A 26,171-nucleotide genomic window follows, 5' to 3' on the forward strand; every position below is an offset into this window, starting at 1 on the left:
ATAGGGTTTAAAGTAATTAGATGGAATTTTTAGGCCTTGATTGATTGAAGAATACTTAACATTGATATAGATTTGTTTTAAATCCGATATCTAAACACTTTAATTATTGTATAATTTACAAAATTAGTAAAATTCAAATACGCGAAAGAAAATTTATTTCGCCGATTTGTTTTAAATTATTTATTTTTAGACAAAATTCAGTTCTCCAAATCATTCCCTAAACAAAGCTTTAATGAAAATTAGTCTTAAAAAAGTAAAACTGCTGGCTGCTTTAGCGGCAACCATATCGTACCCAGGAGTGGCTCAAACGCAACAGCCTACTAAGGCGGTAACTCCCACTCCTCAAACGATAGCGCCTACTACTTCTGATCAACAACTGGCTATGTCTAAAGCTATAAAAAACAAGGTTATGGTGGATAATACCTTATCCCCCGCTGAGAAAAAAGCCGGTTATACCTTACTTTTTGATGGAAAAACCATTAATCAATGGCGCGGTTTTCGGAAAGAAACGGTGCCGGATAGCTGGGGCGTACAAGAGGGGGCGATAGCTTTAGTGGGTAAAGGCGGGGGCGATTTAGTTACAAAAAACCAGTACGAAAACTACGAGTTTCTGGTAGATTGGAAGATATCGGAAGGGGGTAATAGCGGTATTATTTATAATGTATCGGAAGATCCGCAATACCAGGCGACCTACCATACCGGCCCGGAAATGCAGGTACTCGATAATGAACGGCACCCCGATGCCAAACAAGGTAAAAACGGCAACCGCCAAGCGGGTGCTAATTACGACATGATTCCGGTAGCAACCCCGGCCGTAAAACCAGTTGGGCAGTGGAACAGCGTGAAATTAGTGGTAAATAAAGGCCACGTAGAGCATTGGCTGAACGGCAAAAAGGTGGTAGAGTATCAGTTAGGTAGCCCCGAGTGGGAAGCTTTAGTGAAAGAAAGTAAATTTGCTGCTATGCCGGGTTATGGTAAAATTAAAAAAGGCCATATTGCCCTGCAAGACCACGGCGATAAGGTATGGTTTAAAAATTTAAAAATCCGGCAGCTATAATATTAGCTATCAGCAAAAGGAAGCGCTACGATTTAAAGGGCTTCCTTTTTTAATTTCCAGGAACGTCAACATTTAAAAAACTACTAAACTTAAATTATAATGAACGAGAACATTAATAAAAACGCTCTGTTTTACGGGAGTTGCTTTGCCCTTATTACTACTGGTTTATCTTATTCCATCAGGGCCGGTATTTTAACCCAGCTTCGTAGCGATTTTAATCTGAACGACGTACAACTAGGACTTATCAATTCCATGTGGTTTTTTGGTTTTCCTATTTCCATGGTAATAGGGGGCTTAGTCTATCATTCACTGGGGCCCAAAAACATTATGCGGATCGCTTTTGTAGCGCATACCCTGGGAGTATTGCTCACTGTTTTTGCTACCGGATACGTGAGTTTACTTATCTCAATGTTGTGTATCGGTTTGGGCACGGGCTGTACCGAAGCCGCTTGTAACCCCATGATTGCGGATATGTATTCCGGGGTAACCATGAACAAAATGCTGAATAGATTTCACATGTGGTTCCCGGGCGGTATTATTATGGGTTCACTCATTTCCAAGTTCATGTCGGAAGCCGGTTTAGGTTGGCAGGCCCAAATGGGCGTAATTATGGTTCCGGCAGTTGCTTACTTTATTTTGTTTTTAGGAAAAACTTTCCCGAAACCACAAGTAGAAGTGGCTACCTCGCTGGGCCAAAATATAAAGGCGATGCTCAGCCCTTTGTATATCTTCCTGATTGTATGTATGGCTTTAACCGCTATTACCGAATTTGGTCCGGGCCAATGGGTAGGCATTATTCTGGGCAGTAGCGGCGCCGACCCAATGTTGATTTTAGCGTTAACCGCCGGCTTAGTAACAGTAGGAAGATTTTTCGCCGGTCCGGTGGTGGCAACATTGGGGCAAACAGGAGTTTTGCTGGCCAGCGCCGTTTTTGCCGCTATTGGTATTTACATGTTTAGTACCGTAACGGGTTCTATGGCGTATGTGGCCGCTGTTATTTATGCTTTAGGTTATTGTTATTTCTGGCCGGTAATGGTGGGTGCTGTAGCCCAAAGAGTACCTTTAAGTAGCGCCCTGGGTATGTCCATTATTGGGGCCGTAGGTATGTTTTCATCGGGTATTTTTCAGCCCATTATTGGCGGCTGGATTGAGGGCTCCAATGCGGCATATACAGCTCAGGGGCTTTCTGGTAGTGCCTTGGAATTAGCTACCGGGCAGGCTACTTTGCAAAAAATGTTAACTTTCCCGGTAATTTTAATTGTGTTGTTTACCATTTTGTTTTTCTGGCAAAGAAATTCTAAAAAAACGAAAGAAATGCAAATGGCTGGCCACTACTAAAAGCAAAGAACTATTTCGAGAGAAACTGCTTTTTACTAAAATTTAATTTATCTAAAGAAAAGGCTGCTACACTTGGGCAGCCTTTTTTAGTATTAGCCTACTTCTAAGCAAAAATTAAAAAAATGTTCGGGATGAAGAAAAGCCGGTTATTTTTAAATATTTTTTACACAACCTACCGGTATTTACTAATAGGTGGGCTTCTTCTCGCTGGTAGCTGCCAAAACAAAGAACCAGAAGTAAGTTCTACGCCAACTCCTGTAACACCAGCCCCACCCACTAATGTAAATACCATTACCAATGCGGTGGCGCAATTCGGGCAGTTGCGGGTGCAGGGTAACCGCATAGTCGATAAAAATAATAACCCGGTGCAGTTGCGGGGCATGTCTTTATTCTGGAGCCAGTGGATTGGGAAATACTACACCCCCGAAGCCATAAAATGGTTAAAAGATGATTGGCGTTGCACGGTGGTGCGGGCCGCTATGGCTGTGGATTACGAAGGATATTTAAAAAATCCGGCAGTAGAAAAGCAAAAAGTAATAACGGTAGTAGATGCCGCCATAGCCCAAGGTTTGTACGTAATTATCGATTGGCACGACCATGAAGCCGAAAAGCATACCGAACAAGCCAAAGCTTTTTTTGCCGAGATGGCCCAGCGCTACGGCGATAAATCCAACGTGATTTATGAGATTTTTAATGAACCTTTAAACGTATCGTGGTCGGGTGTTATAAAGCCTTATAGTGAAGCGGTTATTAGTGCTATCCGGCAGCACGACCCGGATAATCTCATTATTTGTGGTACCCGTAATTGGTCGCAGCAAGTGGAAGAAGCTGCCGAAGATCCTATCAAACAACCGAATGTAGCGTATACCTTGCACTTTTACGCGGCTACGCACAAAAAATGCCTTCGCGATGCCGCTGCCCGCGCTTTAAACAAAGGCATTGCCCTCATAGTAACCGAGTTTGGTACTTGCGAAGCCTCCGGCAACGGCGTGCTTGACCAAGCCGAGACCAAAGCCTGGTGGAAATTTTTAGATGATAACAAAATCTCGTGGTGTAACTGGTCTCTGGCCGATAAAGAAGAAACTTCGGCGGCTTTAAAGCCCGGAGCTAAACCAACCGGAGGCTGGTTAAATTCTGAAATAAGTGCTTCGGGCTTGTTTGTCCGGGAAGAATTACAGGCGAAAAATCCAAAATAATTTTAGCTATTTCTATATTGATAGTATAAAACAGGAATAGGCAGTTTGGCTTGCATTTTTTTAAATTTTTCTGGTGTAGAAAAGAATATATCCTGATTTTAATCAGTTTTATTTACTGGAACAAAGTTTATTTTTAGCCTAAATTTATAAACCATTGATGCCCTATGAGCCCTTTAAGAATTTTTTGTTTAATAATGACGGTTGCCTTTTTATACGCTACCGTTGTGCAATACAACGATCCGGACCCTTACTACTGGATGCCCATTTACCTGGTACCGGCTGCCATATCGCTGCTGATTTACTTTGGGCGAGGAACTAATGCTTTAAAAGGTATTTTATTGGTTTTAGCCTTAGTTTACTTTGCCGGATCTTTTTTTATGTGGCCCGCGCACTGGGAAGGAGTAGCCTTGCAGCACGGCATGAAAACCATAAACATTGAAGAAGGCCGCGAGTCCTTAGGTTTAGCCATTGCTGGTTTTACCCTGGTTATTTACTTTTTGTCGTTGAGCCGAACTAAACGCATTATAACTTAATAGTTAAAAATTTAAAAAAAGCCGGCTTAAACCGGCTTTTTTGGTTTTAAAAGGTAAATAGCAAAGGCTATATCTTAGCGCTGGTTTAAACGTACTTGTACTATATTCTTTTGGTTTAGCTATGAAATATACGTTACTCGTAACAAGTCTATTTTGTCTTATATCTCAGGCGGCAGTCGCTCAATCCAGCACCGAACCACCGGAACTAGATTCAGATCGGCCTAATTTTACGCAAGCAGCCACCGTTATTCCGCAACGCACCTTACAGCTAGAAACCGGCTTAGGTTATGAAAAAGAGAAATCAGATAACGAACAAACCAGAAATTATTTGTACCCTACTACCCTGATTCGGGTAGGAATTTTAAAAAAAGCAGAGCTTCGGATTAATTTTGATTTTGAACAGGAAAACCAAACTCTAACTTCGAAACCAGGAGCCACCATCTCGGAAGCTAAAGAACGGGGTTTTGATAATGTGCAAATAGGTACCAAAATAGCTTTGGTAGAAGCCAAAGGAGTTATTCCGGATATTGGTGTTTTAGCTTCTTTATCATTGCCCGTTGGCCTAAAAGAATATCGACCGCCCCATGCTGCACCTTCCATTCAAATGCTGTTTAATTCGCACTTTTCGGACAAGGTAGAGTTACAATACAACTTTGGTTATCGCAAACACAAAGAAGAAACAGATTATTTAGTGCAATTGCTCTACAGTGCGTCGGCTATTGTGCATCTAACCGAAAATCTGCAAGGTTTCGCCGAATTTCAAGCATTTAAAACGCACCAGCAAGCCGCCGAAAATAGTATAGCAGGTGGGTTCATGTTTAAACTAGTGCCAAATTTACAATTTGATATTTTGGGAGGAGTAGGCGTTTCGGAAAAAGCACCGGATTATTATACCGCTGCCGGTGTTACCTGGCGGGTACCGCATTAATTACTTATAAGTAGTTGTTGGTTATTAGTTGTTCGTTGTTCGGTTTGTATACATTTGATGATCAGTACGATATCACCAATGATAGTCTAAATTAATTTCGGCAAAGCACTTATTAGAAAATAAGACAAGCAATTAATAAGTTGCTGGCGGCAAAAACTAAACAAATAGTAGCGAATACTTGATAGTAAACGAAATACTTTGAAGAAGCATTATCGTTTAAAGCAGTGTTTGATTAACAAAGCCCCATCAGTAAAGAACAAGAAGCTATTATCATACAAAAGGTCCGCGTGCATTGGAATTTTCGTTTTACTAAAGGTTAAAGAGTAACTATTTAACCTTTAGTAAAACGAAACCGCTTATTGGGTTCGGAGTTACAGTGCGAGGTAAACTTTTATAAGATCACTTGAGATAAAAGGTAACAATGAAGCTTTCAAATAGGTGATTTTTCGATTTACTACGCCCCAAAAAACGCCGTCTTTAATGCACAATTAAATTGATTAACATAGATTTAACTCATCATTTATAGCTGCGGAATTTTATTTAATCTAGTTCGTACTTTAGAACTTATGATAGTCTTAATTAAAGTTATCATACCAATTCATAGTATAGAAAGATAAAATCTACTGGTAAGGAAGGTACTTTAACTGTATCCTGGATTATTTATTAATATAATTTATATTTTGTATTTTTTTAATTTATAACTTAGAATCAACAATTCTGTTTTTCTCTTTATTAAGTTTAGTAAAGTAGCTAATTCTTTCAATTTTGCCGGGTTAGTAGCTGCCAGGTTTTTCTTTTCACCAATATCCGGTTGTAAATTATAGAGTTGCGGAGTAGGATCATTCCCTAATTCTGTTTGCGTATTCTTGTTAATCTTCGGGCCATCGGACGGTTCAATGTATTTCCAGTTTCCTTGGATCAGGCATAAAGTGTTATTTAGCGATTGTTCGATCAAGTATTTCCGGCCTAGTTTATTTTTGCCTAATAAAGCATCTAACTGGTTAAAACTATCGGGTGCCTGCTCCTCCGTAACGGGTTGGCCAACCAGCGCGGCAAAACTTTTTAAAAAATCGACTTGACTTACCAAGGCTTCGGAAACCCCAGGCTGTACCTGACCGGGCCACCGGACCAGTAATGGTACCCGGGTACCGGCTTCGAAAGCGCTGTATTTACCGCCCCGCAACGGGCCGGCAGGTTGGTGGTTATTCAGCTTTTCTACTGCCTCATCTACGTACCCATCGTCCAGCACCGGGCCGTTGTCGCTGGTAAAAATAACCAAGGTGTTCTGGGTTAAGTTAAGTTCATCCAAAATCTTCAATATTTCGCCGGTACTCCAATCTAGTTGCAGCAGCGCGTCGCCTCTTAAACCTAAGCCGCTTTTACCCACAAAACGGGAATGCGGTACGCGGGGTACATGAATATCGTGGGTAGCAAAATACAGGAAGAATGGCGCTGCTTTATTTTCAGTGATAAAACCGACTGCTTTTTTGGTTAAAACATCCGCCATATCTTCATCTATCCACTGGGCCGCCTTTCCGCCGGCCATGTAACCGATGCGGCTCACGCCGTTTACAATGGCTTGGTTGTGGCCGTGCGATGGCTTCAATTTCAGCAGCTCCGGATTATCTTTTCCCGTAGGCTCTTTCCCGATCGGATCTGTATAACTTACCTGAATGGGATCTTTGGGATTGAGGTTTACAATCCGGTGATTCTCGACGTAAACACAGGGTACCCGGTCGGCGGTGGCGGGTAAAATATAGGCATAATTAAAGCCTAGTTCCAAAGGACCCGGTTTAATTTCGCCGTTCCAATCGGGGCCGGATTCCGGCCCTAATCCTAAATGCCATTTGCCCACTACGGCGGTTTTATAATTAGCTTTTTGCAGGACATCGGGCAGAGTGAGTTGCTGGGGATCGATGATTAAAGACGCATTACCGGCGGCTATGCCCGTGCCGGGTTTACGCCAGGCGTACTCGCCGGTAAGCAGGGAATACCGGGATGGGGTGCAGGTTGCCGAAGTAGCGTGGGCATTAGTAAAGCGCAAACCTTCCCGGGCAATCCGGTCGATGTTAGGGGTTTTTATTTTGGTAGCGCCGTAACTGCTCAGGTCGCCGTAGCCTAAGTCGTCGGTATAAATTAAGATAATGTTTGGTTTTGGTGGCGTCTGCCCCCAGCTTAGAAGCGAAGTGAGAAAAAACAGCAGGAAAGAAGTTAGTTTAATTTTCATTCGATTCTTTTTTGGTCTGGTTAGTATTTCTGGCTAAATTAAAAATATCCCATTCGGGCCGCACCGTAGGCGTATGTTCTTTTTTAACAATTTCCGCTACCTTTTTAATTAATTCCGGATGCTGACCAGCTACGTCAGTTTTTTCCTGCGGGTCACTGGTTAAATCGTATAGCTGCCAGGCGGTACCCGGATTTTTTCGGATGCCCGTTTTTACCGCTTTCCAGTTTTCTATTCGCACCGCCAATTGCCCCCTTTTTCCGGGTATTCCCAGTATAAAAATTCGTGTTGCTTCTGGGTTTTGGAGTTACCTAATAAAGTAGGCAATAACGAAATGCCGTCATTTTCGGGTGCTTTTAAATTTAGTAAATCCGCGAAAGTGGCCAGCATATCGTAGGTAGCCGAAACATGGTCGGTTACTTTTCCTGCCGGAATTTTCCCCGGCCATTTGGCCAGGAATGGCTCCCGGATGCCGCCTTCGTATACATCCTGCTTCCGGCCTCTTAACGATCCGGCACTGTTAAAGAAAGTATTATCTACTCCCACCGACGAAGCCGGACCATTATCGCTCGAAAACATGACGATGGTATTCTGCTCCAATCCTAGTTGTTTTAACTGTTCTTCCATTATGCCAACCTGTTTATCCAGGTAAGAAATCATGGCGGCGTACGTGGCCAAAGGATAAAGCGTTGGCACATAACCGCCTTGCCAGTTAACCTGCGGCTTTTCCTGAAACAAGTTGGCGTAGAAAGGCACATCGGCGCTGGGAACCTGCAAAGCGGCGTGGGGTAAAGTTAAGGGCAAATACAAAAAGAATGGCTTATTTTTATTATCCTGAATAAACTCGACCGCGGTGGTGGTCATTTTATCAATGGCGTATTCTTTTCCCTGGTAGGCTGCTACTGCTTCCGGGCTTAAGGCGGCTTCTTTGTTTAATTCCGGGTGTACATTTATTACCGGATTGTTTAGTTTATTTGGTTGGCCGTTTTTCCAGAGGTGCGTGGTGTAGTAATTATGCGCATGGCGCTGGTCATAGTAACCGTAAAACAAATCGAAGCCGTGCTTTAGCGGGTCACCGGTGCTATTGTAATTTCCCAAGCCCCATTTACCAATAGCCGCTGTGGCGTAGCCGGCTTTTTTAAATAAGGTGGCTATGGTAGGCGTATTTTCCGGAATAGGGAACTGACCATTCTCGTTTTTATTTTCTTCGTAGCCCGGCAAACCGTAATTGCCCCGGATATAAGACTTGCCCGCATGATGCCCGGTTAATAAGTTGTAGCGAGCCGGGGCACATACCGGCGTACCGGTATAATGTTGCGTAAAGCGGGTTCCTTCCTGGGCTAATTTATCTAAATGCGGCGTTTTAATTTTTTGCTGGCCGTAGCAACCCAACTCGCCATACCCTAAATCATCGGCTAAAATATAGATCACATTGGGCTTAGCTGCGTTTGGCTGTTGCTGTTGCCGGGCTTTTAGAGGAATAACGGCCAGCAAACAAGCTCCTACCCATAAATTTTTAAAAAATTTTATTTTAGTGAAATGAAGCATAAGTTTAAACGGTAATAACAATAGGTTCTTGGGTATTTTTTACAACAATTCCTTTCAACACTTTTTTCTTTTGTAAATCCGGGTCGCTTACCACAATGGTGTAAGGACCCTCGCCAAAAACTTTCGGTTTAAAGGTAGACGTGTTCAGCCGGATAGTGTATTCCGGCGTATTCGTTTTTTCGTGAATAATTTCTAAAACGGGGTTAGTTAAACCTTCGATTTTAAGAAGAGGTAAAAAGCCGGTTTCTTTGCGGTTATAATTTTGCTGTTGCTGAATGGTTACGGGCCAGCCTAAATATTGCCCTTTGGGGTTTTGCAGCGGATCAACAAACCGGGGCCAGCATTCTACTACAATGTCTCTGTTTTGCTTGTTAAAAGTTACCACGCCGTAACCCGTAACGCGGTCGTAAACAATGGCTGGTTCTTTATTGGTTTTGTGGGGGTTAGCGACTGCATGAACCGTTATTTTGTTATTAAAGCCATCGGTAAAATTGCCGGTATAAGCGGGTTGCCCGGGTAAATGCTGGTGATCGGCCGAAACGGGGGGCCACCAGCGGCGCGGGAAAATATTGCCTAAAGCGGGTGCGGCAAATACAAACCCACTATCCCCATGATTGTCTTCGCCATACTGTACTACGCTCGGTAAATGCTGGTCCCCGGCAATATGAAAGGTATAACTTTGGCGTAGTAATTTTACCACTTCGTCGCGACGATTATGCGGCCAGCCATCCGTATCCATGTCGCGGGTGGGGAAATCACCGGCTATGTATTGGCCGGGTTCCGGAATTTCCAGTTTACCCGTTACCGAGTCGTTGAGCGTGCCTTTCGGTAAAGTTTGCAGGCACATAAAGGGCGTAGCCGAAACCAGCACTTTAAATTGGGTATTTTTAGACCAGTCTTGCGTCCAGGATTTTAAAAATGCAAGCTGGCGGTCGCCGAGTAACTGAACGGTTGCGGGTTCTTTAAATTGCTGAATGTCGAAAGTTTGGTTTTGGGCGTAGCCATTGCGTACATTGGCCATTGCTGGTAATATTTCTTTTGGGGCAGATTTGAATTTCCGGTCCTCGATAATGCCAAAACTAATACCGCCGTATTGCCAATGCGTGTAATAAACCGAAATGTTCTGCAACACCGGGGTAGCATCAAACGGATCGGGCATGTGGCTGGTCTGGCAGAGTTGCGCTAAATTCACCCATTCGGGCGGCATTTGGTAGCCTCCGCTATCCTGCCGATCATTTTTAGTGGCAGCGTTAATGGCGGCTCTTCCTCCACTTCCCCAGATGTTGCCGTGGTACATGTCGTGGTCGTCGGGTAAGCAGGCCGAAGGAATATGCCGGAACAACTCCCGGTACGACCAGCCAAATTGCACCCACTTTCTTAAATAATCCAAAATAGCCTTATCCAGAGGAGCAGTTTGAATTCCGAAATCGCCATTTCGTTCGTAGAATTGGTCGCCTAAGAATAATATTAAATCGGCCTGGTGCTTTTGGGCATTTTCAACAATATCAGTATCGGGGAATCCTAAATCCCCGTTGCAACTAAAAGTTAAGGCCTTTACCTGGTCTTTTTGGGTAGGTTCGGCAGCAATGGTGCCTTCGTAATAACAAGGCATTGCTTTACCGTTGCGGGAGCTGAGGTCGTACCGGACCCGGTAAGGTACCGCTCTTTGCGTTTGCCAGTTTTCCACCCGGAAGGCCGCTACCCGGGCCTTGGGATGAATGATTACCTCGGCAATTTTCTCCCAATTATCATCCCTTTTTACCTCCAGTGAAGCTTTCTTTTGAGAAGTTAAATTTACCGGTGCCAACTGAGCGCTCAATTTTAAAATATTATGGTTAACGGTATATTGCGCAAAGTAAATTGGGCCATAAACCTGCTGCGGGGCATAAGCTAATTTGTCGCCGGTTACCTGCCAGTTATTAAAAGAAGCGGAAGGGGTATCTACCGGGGTTTCCAGTTCAAAATGGCTGATTAAGGCAATGTTGCCCACCAAACTATCCGCCGGAATATTTTCGTTTTTTATGGTCACCAGTTGCTTCTTCCCATTGTTTCCGGAAGCCGTTAATTCCAGGATGAACTGATTCCCCGCCGGAGTAGCGGTTAATTTTAAAAATATGCCTTCCTGCAGGTTTGGTAAAGAAACTACCCCGGTGGATACTGCCTGACCAATAAATAAAGAACCATCGGTATTTACGCCCACGTTTAAACCTTTGCCGGTTATAATGGCCGAACGGTAATCGGGAAAATTGCCTTTTATGCCTACTTTAAAACCAACAAAATGGCCTTTTTTTGGATGGGCGGTATTTAGAATCTTTAAATTTACATTGGTTGTAAAAGCGGCTTGTTTCTCGATTAATTGGTGGGTGAGCAAATGCACGGTGCGGTTAGGTCCGCTGAGCAGGCAAGCTAGTTCCCCCTTTTGAATACCCCAATCCTGTAGTCGCTGGGCCCATAGTTCTTCGCCAGTCCAAATCCTATCGGGCATGTTCTGCCAGTCACTCCGGTAAGGTTTACTTATTAATTCAGATTTACCGGCCTCCATTTCCGGTTCAGGAGAACTTAATTGAGATAGATTGTTTTGCGCTGCCTTGGTTTTTGCCTCCAGCACGATATTGGGCGCAAAAGCCCCCAGGGTAATGGCTTTTAATAATTTCCTGCGGTTCATCTTTCTATAAAATGCGGATTTTTTTAAATTTTTATCTAGCCGGCTATCTCCAATGGGTAGTCTGCCCGGAAAGAAGTGTGGTTATCGGAAATTATTTTAAACCCGGATTAACGTTTATTTCACTTTGAGGAATAGGCCATACCTCATCCACGCCGGGACGGAAGTTGCGGGTGGTTACATACCAGCGGCTAAATGGATCGGGCGTATTGCCTTTGATTTTCGTTTTTACGGCTCCCGGAAATGGTGCTCCGTAAAAATCGGCTTTTAATACTTCGCCGCCTATCTTCCAGCGAATGATATCCCAGTACCGGATTCCCTCAAAGGCCAATTCGTTGCGTCGTTCGCGGCGCAAAATAAGGCGCAGCGCTTCCGGATTGGTCTCCGTAACGGGAGGCATATTCACCGAGGCTCGGCCTCTTACTTTGTTGATAGTGGCATCCAATAAAGCCTGATCAATAGGCTGGCCGGCTTCCAATTTGGCTTCTAAATAACTCAGCAGTACTTCGGCGTACCGAATAACCGGGAGGTTACCCCCGTAATTAGTTAAGTTACCGGAAAAGCCTTCGTCACAGAATTTCTTTAAGCCATAACCGGTTTGGGTGGTTTGTTTACCGGCCCCTAACTGATCCGGTGAAGCGGCCGAATCCGGATGGGTAACATAGCGTAAATTTTTAAAAATATTCCGGTTGTAGATAATATTGTACCGTAACCGGGGGTCGCGATCCTTGCCAATATCGGCGGCCGTATACCGGGCATCCGTATACGAAAAGGGGGTTCCATCCGTAAATTCATACGACTCCACGATACTGCCCAGCGGGCAGAAGATGTGCCAACCGCCCGCCACGGCCGGAAAGAAATGCTGGTTCATGCTGTTAGCGGCAAGGTTCTCCAGAAACTGCGAACTGAAAATGATTTCGTTGCTGTTTTCATTAGATGTCTGGAACAAGCCAGCGTAGTCGGGGTCAATAATATTGTCGTTTAAATCAATAATGGTTTTATAAACCTCGGCGGCTTCGGTGTACCGGGCTTCTCCGAGCAAAGTCCGGCCCACGAAAGCCAAAGCGGCCTGCTTGCTGGCCCGGCCTTTTTCCGGATTGGGTATATCTTTATGGCGGGGCAGATCCGCAGCGGCTGCGGTTAATTCGTCCAAAATAAATTTTACTACTTCCGCTTTCGGGTTTTTAGCAACCTTGTTGGCGGTTTCGGGCGTGAGGGTAGTGGTTACTAAAGGTACCGCCCCCCAGAATTGAGCCAGATAAAAGTATTGCGTGGCCCGCAAGAACCGGGCTTCGGCGTTAAATCTTTTTTTCCGGTTTTCGTTGAAAGTTACTTTTCCTACATTTTCTAAAAAGTAATTAGCCCGGGCAATTTTGGCGTAACTATTAGCCCAGTAGCTGTTCAGGATATCCACGTTGCTGGTTAAAGTACCGTTGGATAATTTATGAAAGGCCGAATTGTCGCCGCGGCGATCGTACGCATTATCGGTGGCAAATTCAGTAAATAACAATCCCGCGTAAGACCACCAATCGCTCGGTAAAGTTTCGGTGCCTTTTATTTTAATATTGCCCCGGTATACGCCGGTAAGTGCCAGGTACGTATTCGCTTCACTTACCCAGAAATTTTCGCTATCAAATCTATCTAAAGGCGATTGATCCAGTTCTTGCTCGCAACCGGTTAAAAAGGTAAAAAGCACTAACCAGAAAGCCCACCGCTGCCCAGAGGCTTGCATTATATTTTTCATTCTATGTAAATTTTTAAAAAATTAGAAAGTTGCGTTGATACCAAAGGTGTAGGTACCCAAAATAGGATAGAAACCTCCGCTGGAATTAATTTCCGGGTCCCAGCCTTTGCGGTATTTTTTCCAGGTGTAAAAGTTCTCACCACTCAGGTAAAAGCGTATTCCGGCAATTCCGGCTTTCGAGATTAAGGCATTTGGTAAAGAATAGCCCAATTGAACGTTTTTAACCCGCACATACGAAGCATCCAGTACCCAGAAAGAAGAAGTGAGCGTATTAGGAGTACCGGAGTTGGAAATTAATTCTAAGCGGGGATAACCGGCATCGGCTCGGGGGTTAGCGGCCGTCCAGCGTTCATCCATTTGCCAGCGCTGCACCGTACCGAAATTATTAAAAGCGTAACCCGCGTAGGCATTTAACATGCCTTTTACCTTGGCTACTCCCTGTAACAAAATATTTACATCAAAACCTTTGTACTTGCTGCCCAGGTTCAGGCCAAAATTGTACTTTGGGATGCGACTGCCCAATATAACGCGGTCGTAGGTGGCATCTACTTTACCATCGGGTTGCCCGTTGGGGCCACTGATATCTTTGTAGCGGATATCGCCGGGTTTCGCCGCCGGGTTAATGGCTTTCATATCGGCCCATCCTGTTACATCAGTTTCGTTTACAAAAATACCGTCGGCCACGTAGCCATAGTAAACGTTCATGGGCTGACCAATAAATAAATTAGACCCATTCCCCACCAAGCCATTCGGTTGCTGAATATTGCCTACGCCTAAATCAAAAACCTGATTGTTGATGATGGTTACATTACCCTGCACGGAATATTCAAAACTATTTATTCGGTTGCGGTGATCCAGGGTAAACTCCCAGCCTTGATTTTTAACTTTCCCGGTATTCTGCTGCGATAAACCAAATCCTAAAACGCCCGAAACGCTGGCATCCGGTTTATACAAAATATCATAGGTATACCGATCAAAGTAATTAGCACTACCGCTTAGTTTTCCGCGGAAAAGGCTAAAGTCCACACCCACATCGGCGGTGCGGGTAGATTCCCAGTGCAAATTGGGATCGGTTAGCTGCGTTAAAGCAACGCCGGAGGCCACGTTCCCCCCAAAGGAGTAGATAACGCCGGGGTTCAGCGTGCGCTGGTACGGGTAATTGGCAATGTTCTGATTACCTAAAATGCCGTAAGAGCCTTTAATTTTTAAATCAGTGAGCCAGCTGATTTTATCTTTAATAAAATTTTCTTCAATTAAGCGATATCCCACTGCCACCGACGGAAACAATGCGTAGCGGCGCGAAGTGGGGAAACGAGAAGAACCATCGCGGCGCAAAGTACCTTCTAATAAATACTTATTGGCAAAACTGTACCGCAGCCGGCCAAAGATGGATTGAATCGCCCATTCAGAACCAGTGCCGGAATTTTTTTGGTTATCGGGGGCGCCTACATCAATCTGGGTTAAATCATTGCCGGGTAATTTGTCGCGGGAAAGCGAGAGCGTATCGGTCGTGTTGCTTTCGAAAGAGTAACCCAGCAATAAACCAATGTTGTGTTGGTTGATTTGTTTGTTGTAATCGGCTAAACCCTGCAAGGTTTTATAATCGTTTTCTTTGTTGCCTTGCACTAACTGATTAGGGCCTAAGGTTAACGTCGGATTTAAAATTTGGGAAGCAAAGAGTTGTTTAAACTGACCGGTTGTTTGGTTGTAACCACCAATTACAGAAAGCTTCAGGTCCGGAATTACTTGATAATCTAACCTTAAATTGGCCGTTAAGTTCTGGTTTTTGGTTTTAGTAAAAGATTCACTATCTAAAAAAGAAATGGGCGTTCCTTTTTGCACCACGCCCAAACCATAATACCCCGTGGATAATTTGCCGGCGTAAATAGCCGGGTAACGTACCGCCGAACTAATAATGCCCAAAACGCCACTGGCATCTAAAGTAGCCGGACTGCCGGGTTCCGTAGCGTAAGAATTAATAGCCGCCAAGCGGGTGGTTACGGAAAGTTTATTGTTTATTTGGTTCGTTAAATTTAACCGCACGTTGTAGCGCGAATAATTATTTTTTACCACCAACCCATCCTGAAACAAGTAACCCAGCGATAAATTATACTGGTTTTTATTAGAACCGCCGCTAATGGTTAAGTTATGACCGGTTTGGGTGCCGTTTTTTGAAAAAACCTGCCCAATAAAATCGGTGTTCGGAAAATTATCCGGGTCGCTGCCATCTCTAAATTTTTGAATATCGGCCTCGCTGTAGGCGGTGGTGCCGGTAGCTTCGTTAAACAGTTGAGCGTACTCCCAGGAGTTTACTAAATCGGGGTAAGCGGTGGCTTTCTGAAAACCAACGTACCCGTTGTAGGTAACGCGGGTCTTTTCGGATTTGCCGGTTTTAGTCGTAATTAAAATAACGCCATTGGCGGCCCGGGCCCCGTAAATAGCCGCGGAAGAAGCGTCTTTTAAAACCGATATGGTTTCAATATCATTCGGATCAATCTCGTTAAAAGAACCGGCCTGAATGCCATCCACAATAATCAACGGTTCGGTTCCGGCTCCAAAAGAACCAACTCCCCGGATATTAACCTGCGACGAGTTTACTCCCGGTTGCCCCGACCGTTGAATTACGGTTACCCCGGGTAATTGCCCGGTTAAAGCATTGGAAAGTTGCGTGGTTTGCCGGTTATTTAACTTGTCCGCATTTACCTGCGAAATAGAGCCAATTACGTTTTCGCGTTTCTGGGTACCGTAACCCACCACTACTACTTCATTCAGGGTTTTAGCATCTTCCGATAAACGTACCTGGTAAGCAGTTTTTCCATCCAGAGGTACTTCTAATGGTTGGTAGCCAATAAAAGAAAAAATTAAAATTCCTTTATTATCCGGAACCTGTAAACGAAAAGATCCATCATTAGCGGTGGTAGTTCCCACATTGGTTCCTTTTAACAAAATAGTTACCCCCGGTAAAATTTCTCCAGTGGGAGAGGTTACCTTACCCGTAATCGGAGTATCCTGCATGGTTTGCTTTGCGCCATTTTCGGTATTATACAAGAGCGAGAAAGAAATATTCGATCCATGAGCCCAAACGTTTGTTTGAAAAAGTGCAAGCAGTATTAACAATGGACTACTTCTTTGTAGTAGTTTTTTCATAATCCAATTAGATTAAAGTTATTATTGAAAACTCTATAGAATTAATAGACAAATCAATCAAACCATTATGTATAATCCAAATTATCTTATAAGTATTTATTAGCTTTTTATAATAGTATATTTAATAAAGGTAAACTTAAACTGATGCTAACTTTATTTAAGACGAGTCAGGCACTGAAACTCTTTAGTCTTCAAGTTAATATTATTTAAAACAGAAATCCATTGGAGAATCTAATAACCAAAAGGGTGAATGGAATTCTTAAGCCGGAGTATCTCGGCTACCAAAAGGTGTATTCTTCAGGCGCGGCGGGTACTAGAGCCAACGGTGTTTCTCGATAACTACAAGCACTCTTACCTAAGTTGGGTTATGCTGGCTCCCGAGCAGGTACACCCCCAGACGGAGCAACTGAAAAGAAGATGGACTAATTATTTAAAAAAGTATTTAGCAACTCTGGCGGACAACGAAGACTGGCGAAACCAATATTGGTCAACTTAAGCAAGGATTAACAATAAACGGTGTTATCCGTGGTTAAGTTTACCATTTTGAAGGATTAAAAAGTTACTTTACTCTACTTCAAAGCTTTTCCTTCTTTGGTTATTTTGCTTCTTTTTACCTATTTCACTTTTAAAATGAAAATATATAACTTGTATGTAATAAAAAAAGCCACTTGCCGATTTTACTCGTAAGTGGCTGATTTTCAAGCTCCCCCTCTTGGGCTTGAACCAAGGACCCCATGATTAACAGTCATGTGCTCTAACCAACTGAGCTAAGGAGGAGTTTGTGAACTCGTTTAACGTTGAATTCGGATGCAATATTAGGGCAAAAACCGGTGTGGCGCAACTGTTTGTTCGAAAAAATTTAAAAATAGTTGCATCTGATTGAGTATGAATAAATTTAATTATTGATGTAAAGCAAGTTACCCGTTACGGCGGTGTTGTATTTTCTTAAGGGGTAGCGCGAGGGTCCGCCGGTTACATACCCGTTTAAATCGAAAATTGACTGGCAACACGAATCCGTCATGAAAAAACCGGATGGATCCATGGATACTGTGGCGCAAGCATCGTAGGGTTGAAAAGGGCAGTTTCGTTCAAAAGCCACGTAGGTATCGCCGGTTTGATGGAGTAGAATAATGCCTTTTACCCCGCTATTTAAATAAACGTAGCCATTGTCGCGGCGAAGAGCATTGTATTGGATATTGGTTAAGTTAATCTGCTCGTTTACGATTACGTTCGGAATGAAAGGCGTATCCTGGTTTTCGTCGCAGGATGCTAAAAAGAGTAGAAATCCACAGTAAAAAAGAAGCCTTAAAGTACTCATATAAACTTAGCTAAGTCCGTAAGCCAGAATTCTTAAATTTTACGGTAGTCTGCATGTTCTGACTAAGATAGAATGGTCAATCTTAAAACTAAAATGTCTTTTAGCTACAGGCCTACGATGTAAATGAACAAGGTATAATAATTACTTTCTGCATTTCCGGTATATAGCTTGTAAACGAGGGAAGCTGGCTAATCTTGTATAGTAAAAGCCTGCGTTGTTGCTTTAATTTTAAAATAAATTGCTTAAGAAGCTGGTTTCTGGAATAACGCAGTAAATTTTTGTTCTGGAAATACAAAATTTAAAAAACCTGCAGGAATAGATTTTAGAAATTTACTCTTGTAGGTTTTGCAAATAAAATGTTATCGGATTACAAAGATTCAAACTGCCGCAGGAAGCGCACATCGTTTTCGGTAAACAGGCGTAAGTCTTTAATCTGGTATTTCAGCATGGCCATACGCTCAATACCCATCCCGAAGGCAAACCCGGAATAACGCTCGGGATCAATTTGGCAATTTTTTAACACCTCCGGGTCTACCATGCCGGAGCCCCCAATTTCTACCCAACCGGTTTGTTTGCAAATGTTACAGCCCGTGCCTTTGCAAATTAAACAGGTAATATCAATTTCGGCACTGGGTTCAGTAAATGGGAAAAACGAAGGCCGGAAACGAATATGGGTATCAGCCCCGAACATTTCCTGCACAAAATAATACAGCGTTTGCTTTAAATCAGCGAAGCTCACGTTTTCGTCGATAAACAAGCCTTCTACCTGGTGAAAAATACAATGCGCTCTAGCCGAAATAGCTTCGTTGCGGTACACGCGGCCCGGCGAAAGCGTCCGAATAGGAGGCTGCTCGTTTTCCATTACCCGCACTTGCACACTAGAGGTATGGGTGCGTAACAGCATCGTAGCATCTTCCCCCACGAAAAAGGTATCCTGCATGTCGCGGGCCGGATGGTTTTCAGGAAAGTTAAGCGCCGAGAAGTTGTGCCAATCATCTTCAATTTCGGGACCTTCAGACAAGTTAAAGCCCATACGCTCGAAGATCCGGATTATTTCTTCGCGCACTAAAGTTAATGGATGCCGGTTACCCAGCGTTTGGGGGATAACCGGTAAGGTAAAATCAAAATTAGTCTCGACCTGGTTAGTGCCGGCTGCTTCCAGTTCTTCTTGTCTGGCTTTAAATTTAGCAACAGCCTGCTCTTTTAAGGCGTTTAATTCTTGTCCGTAGGCTTTTCGCTCTTCGGGAGCCACATTTTTAATCCCATCAAATAAATCGGCTATGCGACCTTTCCGGCCGGTATATAAATTTCGGAATTGTTCCAGTTGTTCTTTATTAGCCAATTCGTAGGTTGCTACCTCTTGGGCTACCTGGGTTATCTCTTCAAATTTCATGGTTGCAAATATACAATTTATCGGAAACGGATGCACAACTAAACACTAGCCTAACGGTATTTTGGTAATATAACCACCCGAAACCAGTCCTTGCTTTTTAAGGTTGCAACTGATTACCTGATAATTATAAACGCTGTAAAATTTTCACCGACTATTTCCTGCTTTTTACCGGTAAATCTTACCCCATTAGCTTAATCAAGCTTGTTCGCTTTTTAGCCAGCCGGTACCTTTAAAGCATTAATCGAATAAATGATAAATTATCTAATAAAGATGCCACTCTTGTTAGATAAACGCAAAATCCAGCAATGAAAAAGGCCATTCGTAAAACAAATACTAAATTTTCAGGTTTATGCTTGGAAACTTTGGAAACAAAAATAGTTTCCTTAGTTTTGTGCCGGATGGCAACAGAAATGGAAATCAAAAATAAGATTTTACAAGCCGCTTTTAAACTGTTTATGCGCAACGGAATTAAAAGTGTTTCGATGGATGATATTGCGTTAAGTTTGGGAGTTTCTAAAAAAACCTTATACCGCTGGTTCGAAAACAAAGATCAATTGGTATCAGCCATGTTGCAAGAACATTTAGGCAAAATGGAAGCTGATTGTTGCCATTTTTGTACGGAGGCCAAAAATGCCATTGAAGAATTATTTCAAATCATGCAGATGATTCGGCAGCAAATGGCGGGCATGCACCCTTCCGTTTTTTATGATCTGCAAAAGTACCACCAGCCAGCCTGGCAAATCTGGACGACGCATAAGAATAAATTTATTATGCAACAGATTATCCGGAATCTGCAGGCTGGTATCGAGCAGGGCTTGTACCGCACCGATTTTGATTTGGAAATAATGGCCCGGTTAAGGCTGGCCCAGATTGAAGATATTTATAATCCCGAGCTATTTCCGCCGGATAAATTTGATCTGCAAAAAGTACAGCTGGCTACCATCGAGCATTTTATGCGGGGTATTGCCAGTTTAAAAGGACACAAACTTATTAATACCTATAAACAAGTAGTTGAACAAGAATAAATTATGAAAAAACAATTAATCATCTTCTTATGGGGTGCTGTTTTAATCTGGTCTGCTTCGGTTCGGGCGCAGCAGGCACCGCAAGCATTTAGCTTACAGCAAAGCATTAATTACGCCCTGGCGAATCAGCCAAATTTAAAAAATGCGCAGTTGCAGAACGAAATTGCGCAAGCCCGAATTGGTCAAATCCGCTCGGCTGGTTTGCCCCAGATTAACGCCGGGGTAGACGTAGGTAACAATGTTATTCTTCAAAAAACTTTACTAGACCCCAATACTTTTGGCGGCGGCGGAACCCAGCAAATAACCATTACTCCCGGAAATATAAACACTTTAAATAACGGGCAGAATGTAGTGCTTAAGCCGGAGTTTGTCGAAAATACCGAACCTCTGCCACCTACTACCATTGCATTTGGTCTGCAGTACGCTGGTTCGGCAACTGTTTCCGCGAGTCAGTTGCTGTTTGATGGCGCTTACCTGATTGGCTTAAAAGCCGCTAAAGTGTATACCGATCTATCGCAAAAGCAATTGCAGCAAACCGAAATTGAAACGATAAACCAGGTAACCAAAGCTTATTACAGCGTTTTGGTGTCGCGGGAACGCTTAACTCTGCTCGATCGCAATCTGGACCGTTTGGATAACCAGCTGCGGGAAACAAGCGAATTTTACAAGCAGGGTTTTGCTGAGAAAATAGACGTGGATCGCTTACAGGTAGCTTTTAATAACTTAAAGGTAGAACAAGAAAAAGCCAAGCGTTTAGTAGCCTTGGGGGTGAATTTATTAAAATTTCAGATGGGCATGGAGTTGAGCCAGCCTTTGGAACTAACCGATAAACTGGATAACGCCTTAGTAGAAGCCGAAATAGTGGCTAATAGTAATTTTGATTACAGCCGCCGCATCGAATATTCAATTCTGGAAACGCAGCGCGACCTGGCCAAGCTGGATATTAAAAATAAGCAATCGGGTTATTACCCTAAGTTGTTATTAAATGGCCGCTATGGTTACAGTGGTTCCAGTAATAGCTTCCGGGATTTGGCCCGTTTTGAAACCCAGGTAGCGGAGAAATTTTACCCCAACTGGTTTAACTTTGCTTTTGTGGGCGTAAGTTTACAGGTGCCTATTTTTGATGGCTTACGCAAAAAGTACGAAATACAGGAAGCTAAACTTACTTTAAAAACGCTGGATAACGGGTTCCGGACCTTACAGCAAAGCATTGATCTGGAACTGAATCAATCAAATACTAATCTGCAAAATGCCTTGCAGGTAATTAAATCGCAGAAAGAAAGCTTAGAATTAGCTACCGAAGTAGCCCGCGTTACCAATATAAAATTTAAAGAAGGAGTAGGCTCTAACCTGGAAGTAATTACCGCCGAAACCGATCTGCGCCAAGCGCAAACCAACTACTACGCCGCCATCTACGACGCGCTCATTGCCAAAGTAGATTTACAGAAAGCTACCGGAAACTTACAGAAATAATTCACCTTAAACGGACTTACTTTTTTAAAAAAATATGAAAAAACAATTAACCATAGCCCTAATAACTGCTCTAGTAGGTTTTACCGCTTGCTCTAAAGGGGGAGGTACTCCTGAAGAACAATTGGAGGCTCTTAAAAAACAACAAGCCGAAACGCAAAGCCAAATAGCCGAACTGGAAGGTAAAGTTAAAACTACCGGTGCTACTGTTCCTACTGCCGCCGCGGTGCAGGTGGTGGTGCAACCCATAGAACCCAAAACTTTTGATCATTATCTGGAAGTACAAGGAAAAGTAGATTTTGACCAGAACGTAACCATAACCCCCAAGGTGCCCGGTGTTTTAACCAGCGTACGGGTAGATGTAGGTGACCGCGTGACCAAAGGGCAAATTCTAGCTACGATTGATGCGGCGGTGCTGGAAACCAGCGAGCAAGAATTAATCACCGGTCTGGACCTAGCCAATACCGTGTACGAAAAACAAAAACGCTTGTGGGACCAGAAAATCGGCACCGAGATTCAATATTTAACCGCGAAGAATAACAAGGAATCTTTAGAGCGCCGTTTGGCTACCCTGCGCCAGCAAAAAGATCAGTATTATATAAAAGCTCCCATTAGCGGCGTAGTGGATGAGTTTAATCCCAAAGAAGGAGAGGCGGTAAACCCGGCTTCGCCTTTGCCCATTGCCCGCATTGTAAATACCTCCAGCATGAAAGTGCTGGCTGATATTTCGGAAGCGAATGCCGGTAAAATAAACAAAGGCGATGAAGCTGTAGTGGTTTTACCGGATATAAACAAAGAATTTCCGGCCACCGTTACCGTGGTTAGTCAAGCCATTAATGCTTCGTCGCGGTCGTTTCCGGTGGAGTTAAGCATTAAAGGGGGTTCCCGCGTGGAATTGCGACCCAATATGATTGCTTTAATTAAGGTGAAAGATTACGAAAAATCGAAAGCCATGGTAGTGCCGGTAAACGTGGTGCAAAAAGACGAATCCGGTGATTTTGTGTACGTGGCTGCCAAAGAAGGTAATCAGAATGTGGTACGCAAAAAGAAAGTAACGACAGGACTGAGCTACGCCGGTAAAGCCGAAGTGACGAATGGCTTAGCGATTAACGACCGGATTATTACGACCGGTTACCAAAATCTGAACGAAGGACAACCAGTTACCTTTTAAGTAAGCGCATGAAAAAGATAAAAGAATTTTTTCCGACCAGCTGGTCCATTGATAATAAAACCAGCATTTACGTCATGACGGTGATTTTGACAATTGCCGGTTTACTGTCGTACAACAGTCTCCAGAAAGAGAATTTTCCGGATATTGTAATTCCTACCATTATTACCGGGGTAATTTACCCGGGCACCTCACCCTCGGATATGGAAAATCTGGTGTCGCGGCCGCTTGAAAAAGAAATTAAATCTTTATCGGGCGTAAAACGGGTTACCTCTAACTCCATGCAGGATTTCTGTATGATTACGGTAGAGTTTAATACCGGGATAGAAGTAGACGTAGCCAAGCAAAAAGTAAAAGATGCCGTAGACCGGGCTAAACCTGATTTACCGCAAAATATGCCTAATCAGCCAAGTGTTGACGAAGTAAGTTTCTCGGAATTTCCGATTATGTACATTAACCTGTCCGGCGACTACTCCAGCGATAAGTTAAAACAATATGCCGAAAATGTGCAGGATCGCATTGAAGCATTATCGGAAATTAACCGGGTGGATATTGTGGGCGCTTTGGATCGGGAAGTACAGATTGACGTGGACATGTACAAAATGCAGGCGGCGCAGGTTACTTTCGGCGATATTCAGCGAGCTATTGCAGCCGAAAACGTAACAAGTTCGGGTGGCTTAATCGGGGTAGGCGAAATGAAACGTGCCGTGCGGGTAGTGGGCCAGTACACCGATGCCACCGAAATCGGGAACATTGTGGTAAAATCCTTACCGGGTGCCAATATTCCGCTGCGCGAGATTGCTACGGTGCGCGATGGCTTTGAAGAAAAAGAAAGCTACGCCCGCTTGGATGGTAAACCGGTAGTTACCCTGAACGTGATTAAGCGGAGCGGCATGAACTTGATCGAAGCTTCTGATAAAATCAACGCCATTGTAAAAGAAATGCAAGGCAAGTCGCTGCCTAAAGAGTTAAAAGTTACCATTACCGGCGATCAATCTACGCGTACGCGCCACAGCCTGAATGACCTGATCAACACGATTATTATCGGTTTTATTCTGGTAACCGTTATTCTCATGTTTTTTATGGGTACTACCAATGCCTTGTTCGTGGGTTTATCGGTACCTATTTCCATGTTCGTGGCCTTTATTGTGCTGTCATTTTTTGGCTTATCCATGAACATGATTGTGTTGTTCGCGTTTTTGCTGGCCTTGGGTATTGTGGTGGATGATGCCATTGTGGTTATCGAGAACACGCACCGCATTCACCACGAACATCCCTGGAGTATTATTAAATCGGCGAAAGCAGCAGCTGGCGAAGTATTTGTACCAGTACTGGCGGGTACTTTAACTACCGTAGCTCCTTTTGCGCCACTTTTATTCTGGCCAGGAATTGTGGGTGAGTTTATGTACTTTTTGCCGGTTACCTTAATTATTACTTTAATGGCCTCGTTGCTGGTGGCGTTTATTATTAACCCGGTATTTGCGGTATCGTTTATGGGTAAAACCGAAGTAAACCCGGTAAAAGCGCGCAAAACGTTCTTGTATTCTATGCTGGGAATGGCGGCTTTTGCCGGTTTATGTTACATCGCTGGTTTCCGAGGAATGGGTAACTTAACCATATTTATTATGCTGTTTGTGGCATTAAATAAATATGTATTTACCGGCTGGATTAATAGTTTCCAAACCAAGGTTTTGCCGAAGTTCATGAACTTGTACGAACGCACCTTGCGCGGGGTACTAAAAGGCAGCCGTCCTTGGCTGGTGCTAGGTTCTGTGGTATTTCTGTTGATTGCCTCAATTGTAATTACAGGCATGCGGCAACCTAAAGTCGATTTCTTTCCGCAAGGTGAGCCTAATTTTGTATACGCATACTTAACCTTGCCGGTAGGTACCGACCAGGCGGTAACCGATTCGTTAACCAGTATCGTGGAGCAACGGGTTAATTCGGTTATCGGGAAGAACAACCCGGATGTGGAGTCGGTAATTGCGAACGTGGCCATTGGGGCCGGCGACCCAACGCAGCCTTCTTATACTGCCGAGTCGCATAAAGGTAAAGTTACGGTAGCCTTCGTAGAGTTTATGGAGCGTACCGGGCCATCTACCTCTACCTACCTGACGAAGATTCGGGAAGCTGTAAAAGGCATTCCGGGTGCCGAAATTGTGGTGGACCAAGAGCAGGGTGGCCCACCGGTAGGTAAGCCGGTAAGTATCGAAGTTTCCGGCGAAGATTTCGCTACCTTGATTAAAGTGTCGCGCAAAGTAGAACGGTACATCGATTCGTTGCAGATTGGTGGTATTGAAGATTTACGCTCTGACCTGGAAGATAAAAATCCGCAGATCAGTGTGGCCATCGATCGGGTGCGGGCTAACCGCGAAGGCATTAGCACCCATCAAATAGCTGATGAAATGCGGACCGCTATTTTTGGTACCGAAGCTTCTAAATTTAAACGCGACGAAGATGAATACCCGATACAAGTGCGTTACGCTGAGCCTTACCGCAAGAATATTGATGCGTTGATGGATATGCGGCTTACTTTCCGGGATATGGCCATGGGCGGCGCAATCCGGCAAGTTCCGTTATCGTCGGTAGCTAAAATTGATTACTCTACCACTTTTGGCGGTATCCGGCGCAAAAATTTAAAAAGGGTAATTACCATATCGTCTAACGTGTTGCAGGGGTACAATGCGAACGAAATTGTAGCTCGTATTCAGCAGGTAATCCCCAACATTAAAACCCCGGAAGGTTATGAAGTAAGGTTTGGCGGTGCGCAGGAAGATCAGAAAGAAACTTCTGATTTCTTGATGGTAGCGTTGGTGGCTTCTATTGGTTTAATCTTCCTGATTTTGGTAACGCAATTTAATTCTGTATCAAAACCGCTCATTATATTGTCCGAAATTGTATTCAGTTTGATTGGGGTGTTGCTGGGCTTCTCCTTGTTTAACATGAATATTTCGATTGTAATGACCGGAATCGGGGTTATTGCTTTGGCGGGTATTGTGGTGAAGAACGGTATTTTGCTCGTGGAATTTGCCGATGTACTACGCGAACGGGAAGGATACGAATTGCGCGAAGCAGTGGTAATGGCCGGTAAAACCCGCTTAACACCCGTAATTTTAACGGCTACCGCGGCTATTCTGGGTTTAATTCCGTTAGCTATCGGGTTAAATTTAAATTTCTTTACCTTATTCTCCGACTTTGAACCAAACTTTTTCCTGGGTGGTGATAGTGTGGTGTTCTGGGGACCGTTGGCCTGGACGATTATCTTTGGCTTAAGTTTTGCTACGATTTTAACGCTTTTAGTAGTACCGGCTATGTATTTAATTAGCGAACGCTTTAAATTAAAAATAGGCCGGAAGCCAAAGCACGTGCAACCGATAGAACCGCAACCGCATCTAGTAGAAGAATACAGTACTCATTAAT

General features: G+C 43.7%; 18 protein-coding genes and 1 tRNA gene. 10 read left to right on the forward strand and 9 right to left on the reverse strand.

Going from position 1 to position 26,171, the window contains the following annotated elements:
* Window positions 1-232: 232 nt before the first annotated feature.
* The 5 genes from AHMF7616_RS01310 (at window position 233) to AHMF7616_RS01330 (ending at window position 5,052) form a co-directional block, all read left to right on the forward strand.
* A complete protein-coding gene (locus AHMF7616_RS01310; protein WP_233507231.1) occupies window positions 233-1,057 on the forward strand; it encodes a 3-keto-disaccharide hydrolase in 825 nt (274 codons plus the stop codon).
* Between the two features lie 99 nt (window positions 1,058-1,156).
* A complete protein-coding gene (locus AHMF7616_RS01315) occupies window positions 1,157-2,395 on the forward strand; it encodes an MFS transporter (RefSeq protein ID WP_115371254.1) in 1,239 nt (412 codons plus the stop codon).
* A gap of 131 nt (window positions 2,396-2,526) precedes the next feature.
* Window positions 2,527-3,591 carry a glycoside hydrolase family 5 protein gene (locus AHMF7616_RS01320; protein WP_115371255.1) on the forward strand — a complete coding sequence of 355 codons (1,065 nt, stop codon included), beginning with the start codon at window positions 2,527-2,529 and terminating at the stop codon, window positions 3,589-3,591.
* Window positions 3,592-3,785: 194 nt separating this feature from the next.
* Window positions 3,786-4,124: a transmembrane 220 family protein gene (locus AHMF7616_RS01325; protein ID WP_158546067.1), complete on the forward strand. Its 339-nt coding sequence runs from the start codon at window positions 3,786-3,788 to the stop codon at window positions 4,122-4,124.
* A gap of 121 nt (window positions 4,125-4,245) precedes the next feature.
* Window positions 4,246-5,052, forward strand: a complete 807-nt coding sequence (locus AHMF7616_RS01330; RefSeq protein WP_115371257.1) for a transporter — start codon at window positions 4,246-4,248, stop codon at window positions 5,050-5,052.
* 673 nt (window positions 5,053-5,725) lie between these two features.
* Here AHMF7616_RS01330 and AHMF7616_RS01335 read toward each other — a convergent pair.
* The 6 genes from AHMF7616_RS01335 to AHMF7616_RS01355 form a co-directional block, all read right to left on the reverse strand.
* Window positions 5,726-7,279, reverse strand: a complete 1,554-nt coding sequence (locus AHMF7616_RS01335) for a sulfatase family protein (protein ID WP_115371258.1) — start codon at window positions 7,277-7,279, stop codon at window positions 5,726-5,728.
* A complete protein-coding gene (locus AHMF7616_RS26935) occupies window positions 7,269-7,523 on the reverse strand; it encodes a hypothetical protein (RefSeq protein WP_233507233.1) in 255 nt (84 codons plus the stop codon). The genes AHMF7616_RS01335 and AHMF7616_RS26935 overlap by 11 nt, the downstream gene beginning before the upstream one ends.
* Window positions 7,508-8,824 (reverse strand): arylsulfatase, encoded by a 1,317-nt coding sequence (locus tag AHMF7616_RS01340; protein ID WP_233507236.1) that lies wholly within the window; start codon window positions 8,822-8,824, stop codon window positions 7,508-7,510. Before AHMF7616_RS01340 ends, AHMF7616_RS26935 begins: the two co-directional genes overlap by 16 nt.
* A gap of 4 nt (window positions 8,825-8,828) precedes the next feature.
* Window positions 8,829-11,489: an alkaline phosphatase D family protein gene (locus AHMF7616_RS01345; RefSeq protein ID WP_115371259.1), complete on the reverse strand. Its 2,661-nt coding sequence runs from the start codon at window positions 11,487-11,489 to the stop codon at window positions 8,829-8,831.
* A gap of 91 nt (window positions 11,490-11,580) precedes the next feature.
* Entirely contained in the window at window positions 11,581-13,230 is a 1,650-nt protein-coding gene (locus tag AHMF7616_RS01350; protein WP_233507238.1) for a RagB/SusD family nutrient uptake outer membrane protein, read from the reverse strand.
* 21 nt (window positions 13,231-13,251) lie between these two features.
* On the reverse strand, window positions 13,252-16,377 hold the full coding sequence (locus tag AHMF7616_RS01355) for a SusC/RagA family TonB-linked outer membrane protein (RefSeq protein ID WP_115371260.1): 3,126 nt from the start codon (window positions 16,375-16,377) through the stop codon (window positions 13,252-13,254).
* A 250-nt stretch (window positions 16,378-16,627) separates the two neighbouring features.
* Between AHMF7616_RS01355 and AHMF7616_RS26140 the strand changes: the two genes are divergently transcribed.
* Window positions 16,628-16,873: a hypothetical protein gene (locus tag AHMF7616_RS26140; RefSeq protein ID WP_147275586.1), complete on the forward strand. Its 246-nt coding sequence runs from the start codon at window positions 16,628-16,630 to the stop codon at window positions 16,871-16,873.
* Window positions 16,874-17,080: 207 nt separating this feature from the next.
* Here AHMF7616_RS26140 and AHMF7616_RS01360 read toward each other — a convergent pair.
* From AHMF7616_RS01360 to pheS, 3 genes are all read right to left on the reverse strand, one after another.
* Window positions 17,081-17,154 (reverse strand) — tRNA-Asn (locus AHMF7616_RS01360).
* A 118-nt stretch (window positions 17,155-17,272) separates the two neighbouring features.
* On the reverse strand, window positions 17,273-17,695 hold the full coding sequence (locus tag AHMF7616_RS01365; protein WP_233507241.1) for a Rieske (2Fe-2S) protein: 423 nt from the start codon (window positions 17,693-17,695) through the stop codon (window positions 17,273-17,275).
* 367 nt (window positions 17,696-18,062) lie between these two features.
* Window positions 18,063-19,088, reverse strand: a complete 1,026-nt coding sequence (gene pheS, locus AHMF7616_RS01370; RefSeq protein ID WP_115371261.1) for a phenylalanine--tRNA ligase subunit alpha — start codon at window positions 19,086-19,088, stop codon at window positions 18,063-18,065.
* A gap of 410 nt (window positions 19,089-19,498) precedes the next feature.
* Here pheS and AHMF7616_RS01375 point away from each other — a divergent pair, with 410 nt between their 5' ends.
* The 4 genes from AHMF7616_RS01375 to AHMF7616_RS01390 are packed head-to-tail and all read left to right on the forward strand — an operon-like array spanning window position 19,499 to window position 26,170.
* Window positions 19,499-20,113, forward strand: coding sequence for a TetR/AcrR family transcriptional regulator (locus AHMF7616_RS01375; protein ID WP_115375408.1), 615 nt, complete (start codon window positions 19,499-19,501; stop codon window positions 20,111-20,113).
* Window positions 20,114-20,116: 3 nt separating this feature from the next.
* Entirely contained in the window at window positions 20,117-21,586 is a 1,470-nt protein-coding gene (locus tag AHMF7616_RS01380; RefSeq protein ID WP_115371262.1) for a TolC family protein, read from the forward strand.
* A gap of 34 nt (window positions 21,587-21,620) precedes the next feature.
* On the forward strand, window positions 21,621-22,754 hold the full coding sequence (locus AHMF7616_RS01385; protein WP_115371263.1) for an efflux RND transporter periplasmic adaptor subunit: 1,134 nt from the start codon (window positions 21,621-21,623) through the stop codon (window positions 22,752-22,754).
* An 8-nt stretch (window positions 22,755-22,762) separates the two neighbouring features.
* Window positions 22,763-26,170, forward strand: a complete 3,408-nt coding sequence (locus AHMF7616_RS01390; protein ID WP_199474046.1) for an efflux RND transporter permease subunit — start codon at window positions 22,763-22,765, stop codon at window positions 26,168-26,170.
* Window position 26,171 lies beyond the last annotated feature (1 nt).

Origin of the sequence: Adhaeribacter pallidiroseus, assembly GCF_003340495.1 — a bacterium.
Taxonomy (GTDB): domain Bacteria; phylum Bacteroidota; class Bacteroidia; order Cytophagales; family Hymenobacteraceae; genus Adhaeribacter; species Adhaeribacter pallidiroseus.

Coding starts and splice junctions, on each gene's coding strand:
- AHMF7616_RS01320 (WP_115371255.1), top strand. CDS start 2,527: ATGAAGAAAAGCCGGTTATTTTTAAATATTTTTTACACAACCTACCGG.
- AHMF7616_RS01345 (WP_115371259.1), bottom strand. CDS start 11,489: ATGAACCGCAGGAAATTATTAAAAGCCATTACCCTGGGGGCTTTTGCG.
- AHMF7616_RS01310 (WP_233507231.1), top strand. CDS start 233: ATGAAAATTAGTCTTAAAAAAGTAAAACTGCTGGCTGCTTTAGCGGCA.
- AHMF7616_RS01350 (WP_233507238.1), bottom strand. CDS start 13,230: ATGAAAAATATAATGCAAGCCTCTGGGCAGCGGTGGGCTTTCTGGTTA.
- AHMF7616_RS01375 (WP_115375408.1), top strand. CDS start 19,499: ATGGAAATCAAAAATAAGATTTTACAAGCCGCTTTTAAACTGTTTATG.
- AHMF7616_RS01385 (WP_115371263.1), top strand. CDS start 21,621: ATGAAAAAACAATTAACCATAGCCCTAATAACTGCTCTAGTAGGTTTT.
- AHMF7616_RS01355 (WP_115371260.1), bottom strand. CDS start 16,377: ATGAAAAAACTACTACAAAGAAGTAGTCCATTGTTAATACTGCTTGCA.
- AHMF7616_RS01340 (WP_233507236.1), bottom strand. CDS start 8,824: ATGCTTCATTTCACTAAAATAAAATTTTTTAAAAATTTATGGGTAGGA.
- AHMF7616_RS01380 (WP_115371262.1), top strand. CDS start 20,117: ATGAAAAAACAATTAATCATCTTCTTATGGGGTGCTGTTTTAATCTGG.
- AHMF7616_RS01315 (WP_115371254.1), top strand. CDS start 1,157: ATGAACGAGAACATTAATAAAAACGCTCTGTTTTACGGGAGTTGCTTT.
- AHMF7616_RS26140 (WP_147275586.1), top strand. CDS start 16,628: ATGGAATTCTTAAGCCGGAGTATCTCGGCTACCAAAAGGTGTATTCTT.
- AHMF7616_RS01325 (WP_158546067.1), top strand. CDS start 3,786: ATGACGGTTGCCTTTTTATACGCTACCGTTGTGCAATACAACGATCCG.
- pheS (WP_115371261.1), bottom strand. CDS start 19,088: ATGAAATTTGAAGAGATAACCCAGGTAGCCCAAGAGGTAGCAACCTAC.
- AHMF7616_RS01390 (WP_199474046.1), top strand. CDS start 22,763: ATGAAAAAGATAAAAGAATTTTTTCCGACCAGCTGGTCCATTGATAAT.
- AHMF7616_RS01330 (WP_115371257.1), top strand. CDS start 4,246: ATGAAATATACGTTACTCGTAACAAGTCTATTTTGTCTTATATCTCAG.
- AHMF7616_RS01335 (WP_115371258.1), bottom strand. CDS start 7,279: ATGAAAATTAAACTAACTTCTTTCCTGCTGTTTTTTCTCACTTCGCTT.
- AHMF7616_RS01365 (WP_233507241.1), bottom strand. CDS start 17,695: ATGAGTACTTTAAGGCTTCTTTTTTACTGTGGATTTCTACTCTTTTTA.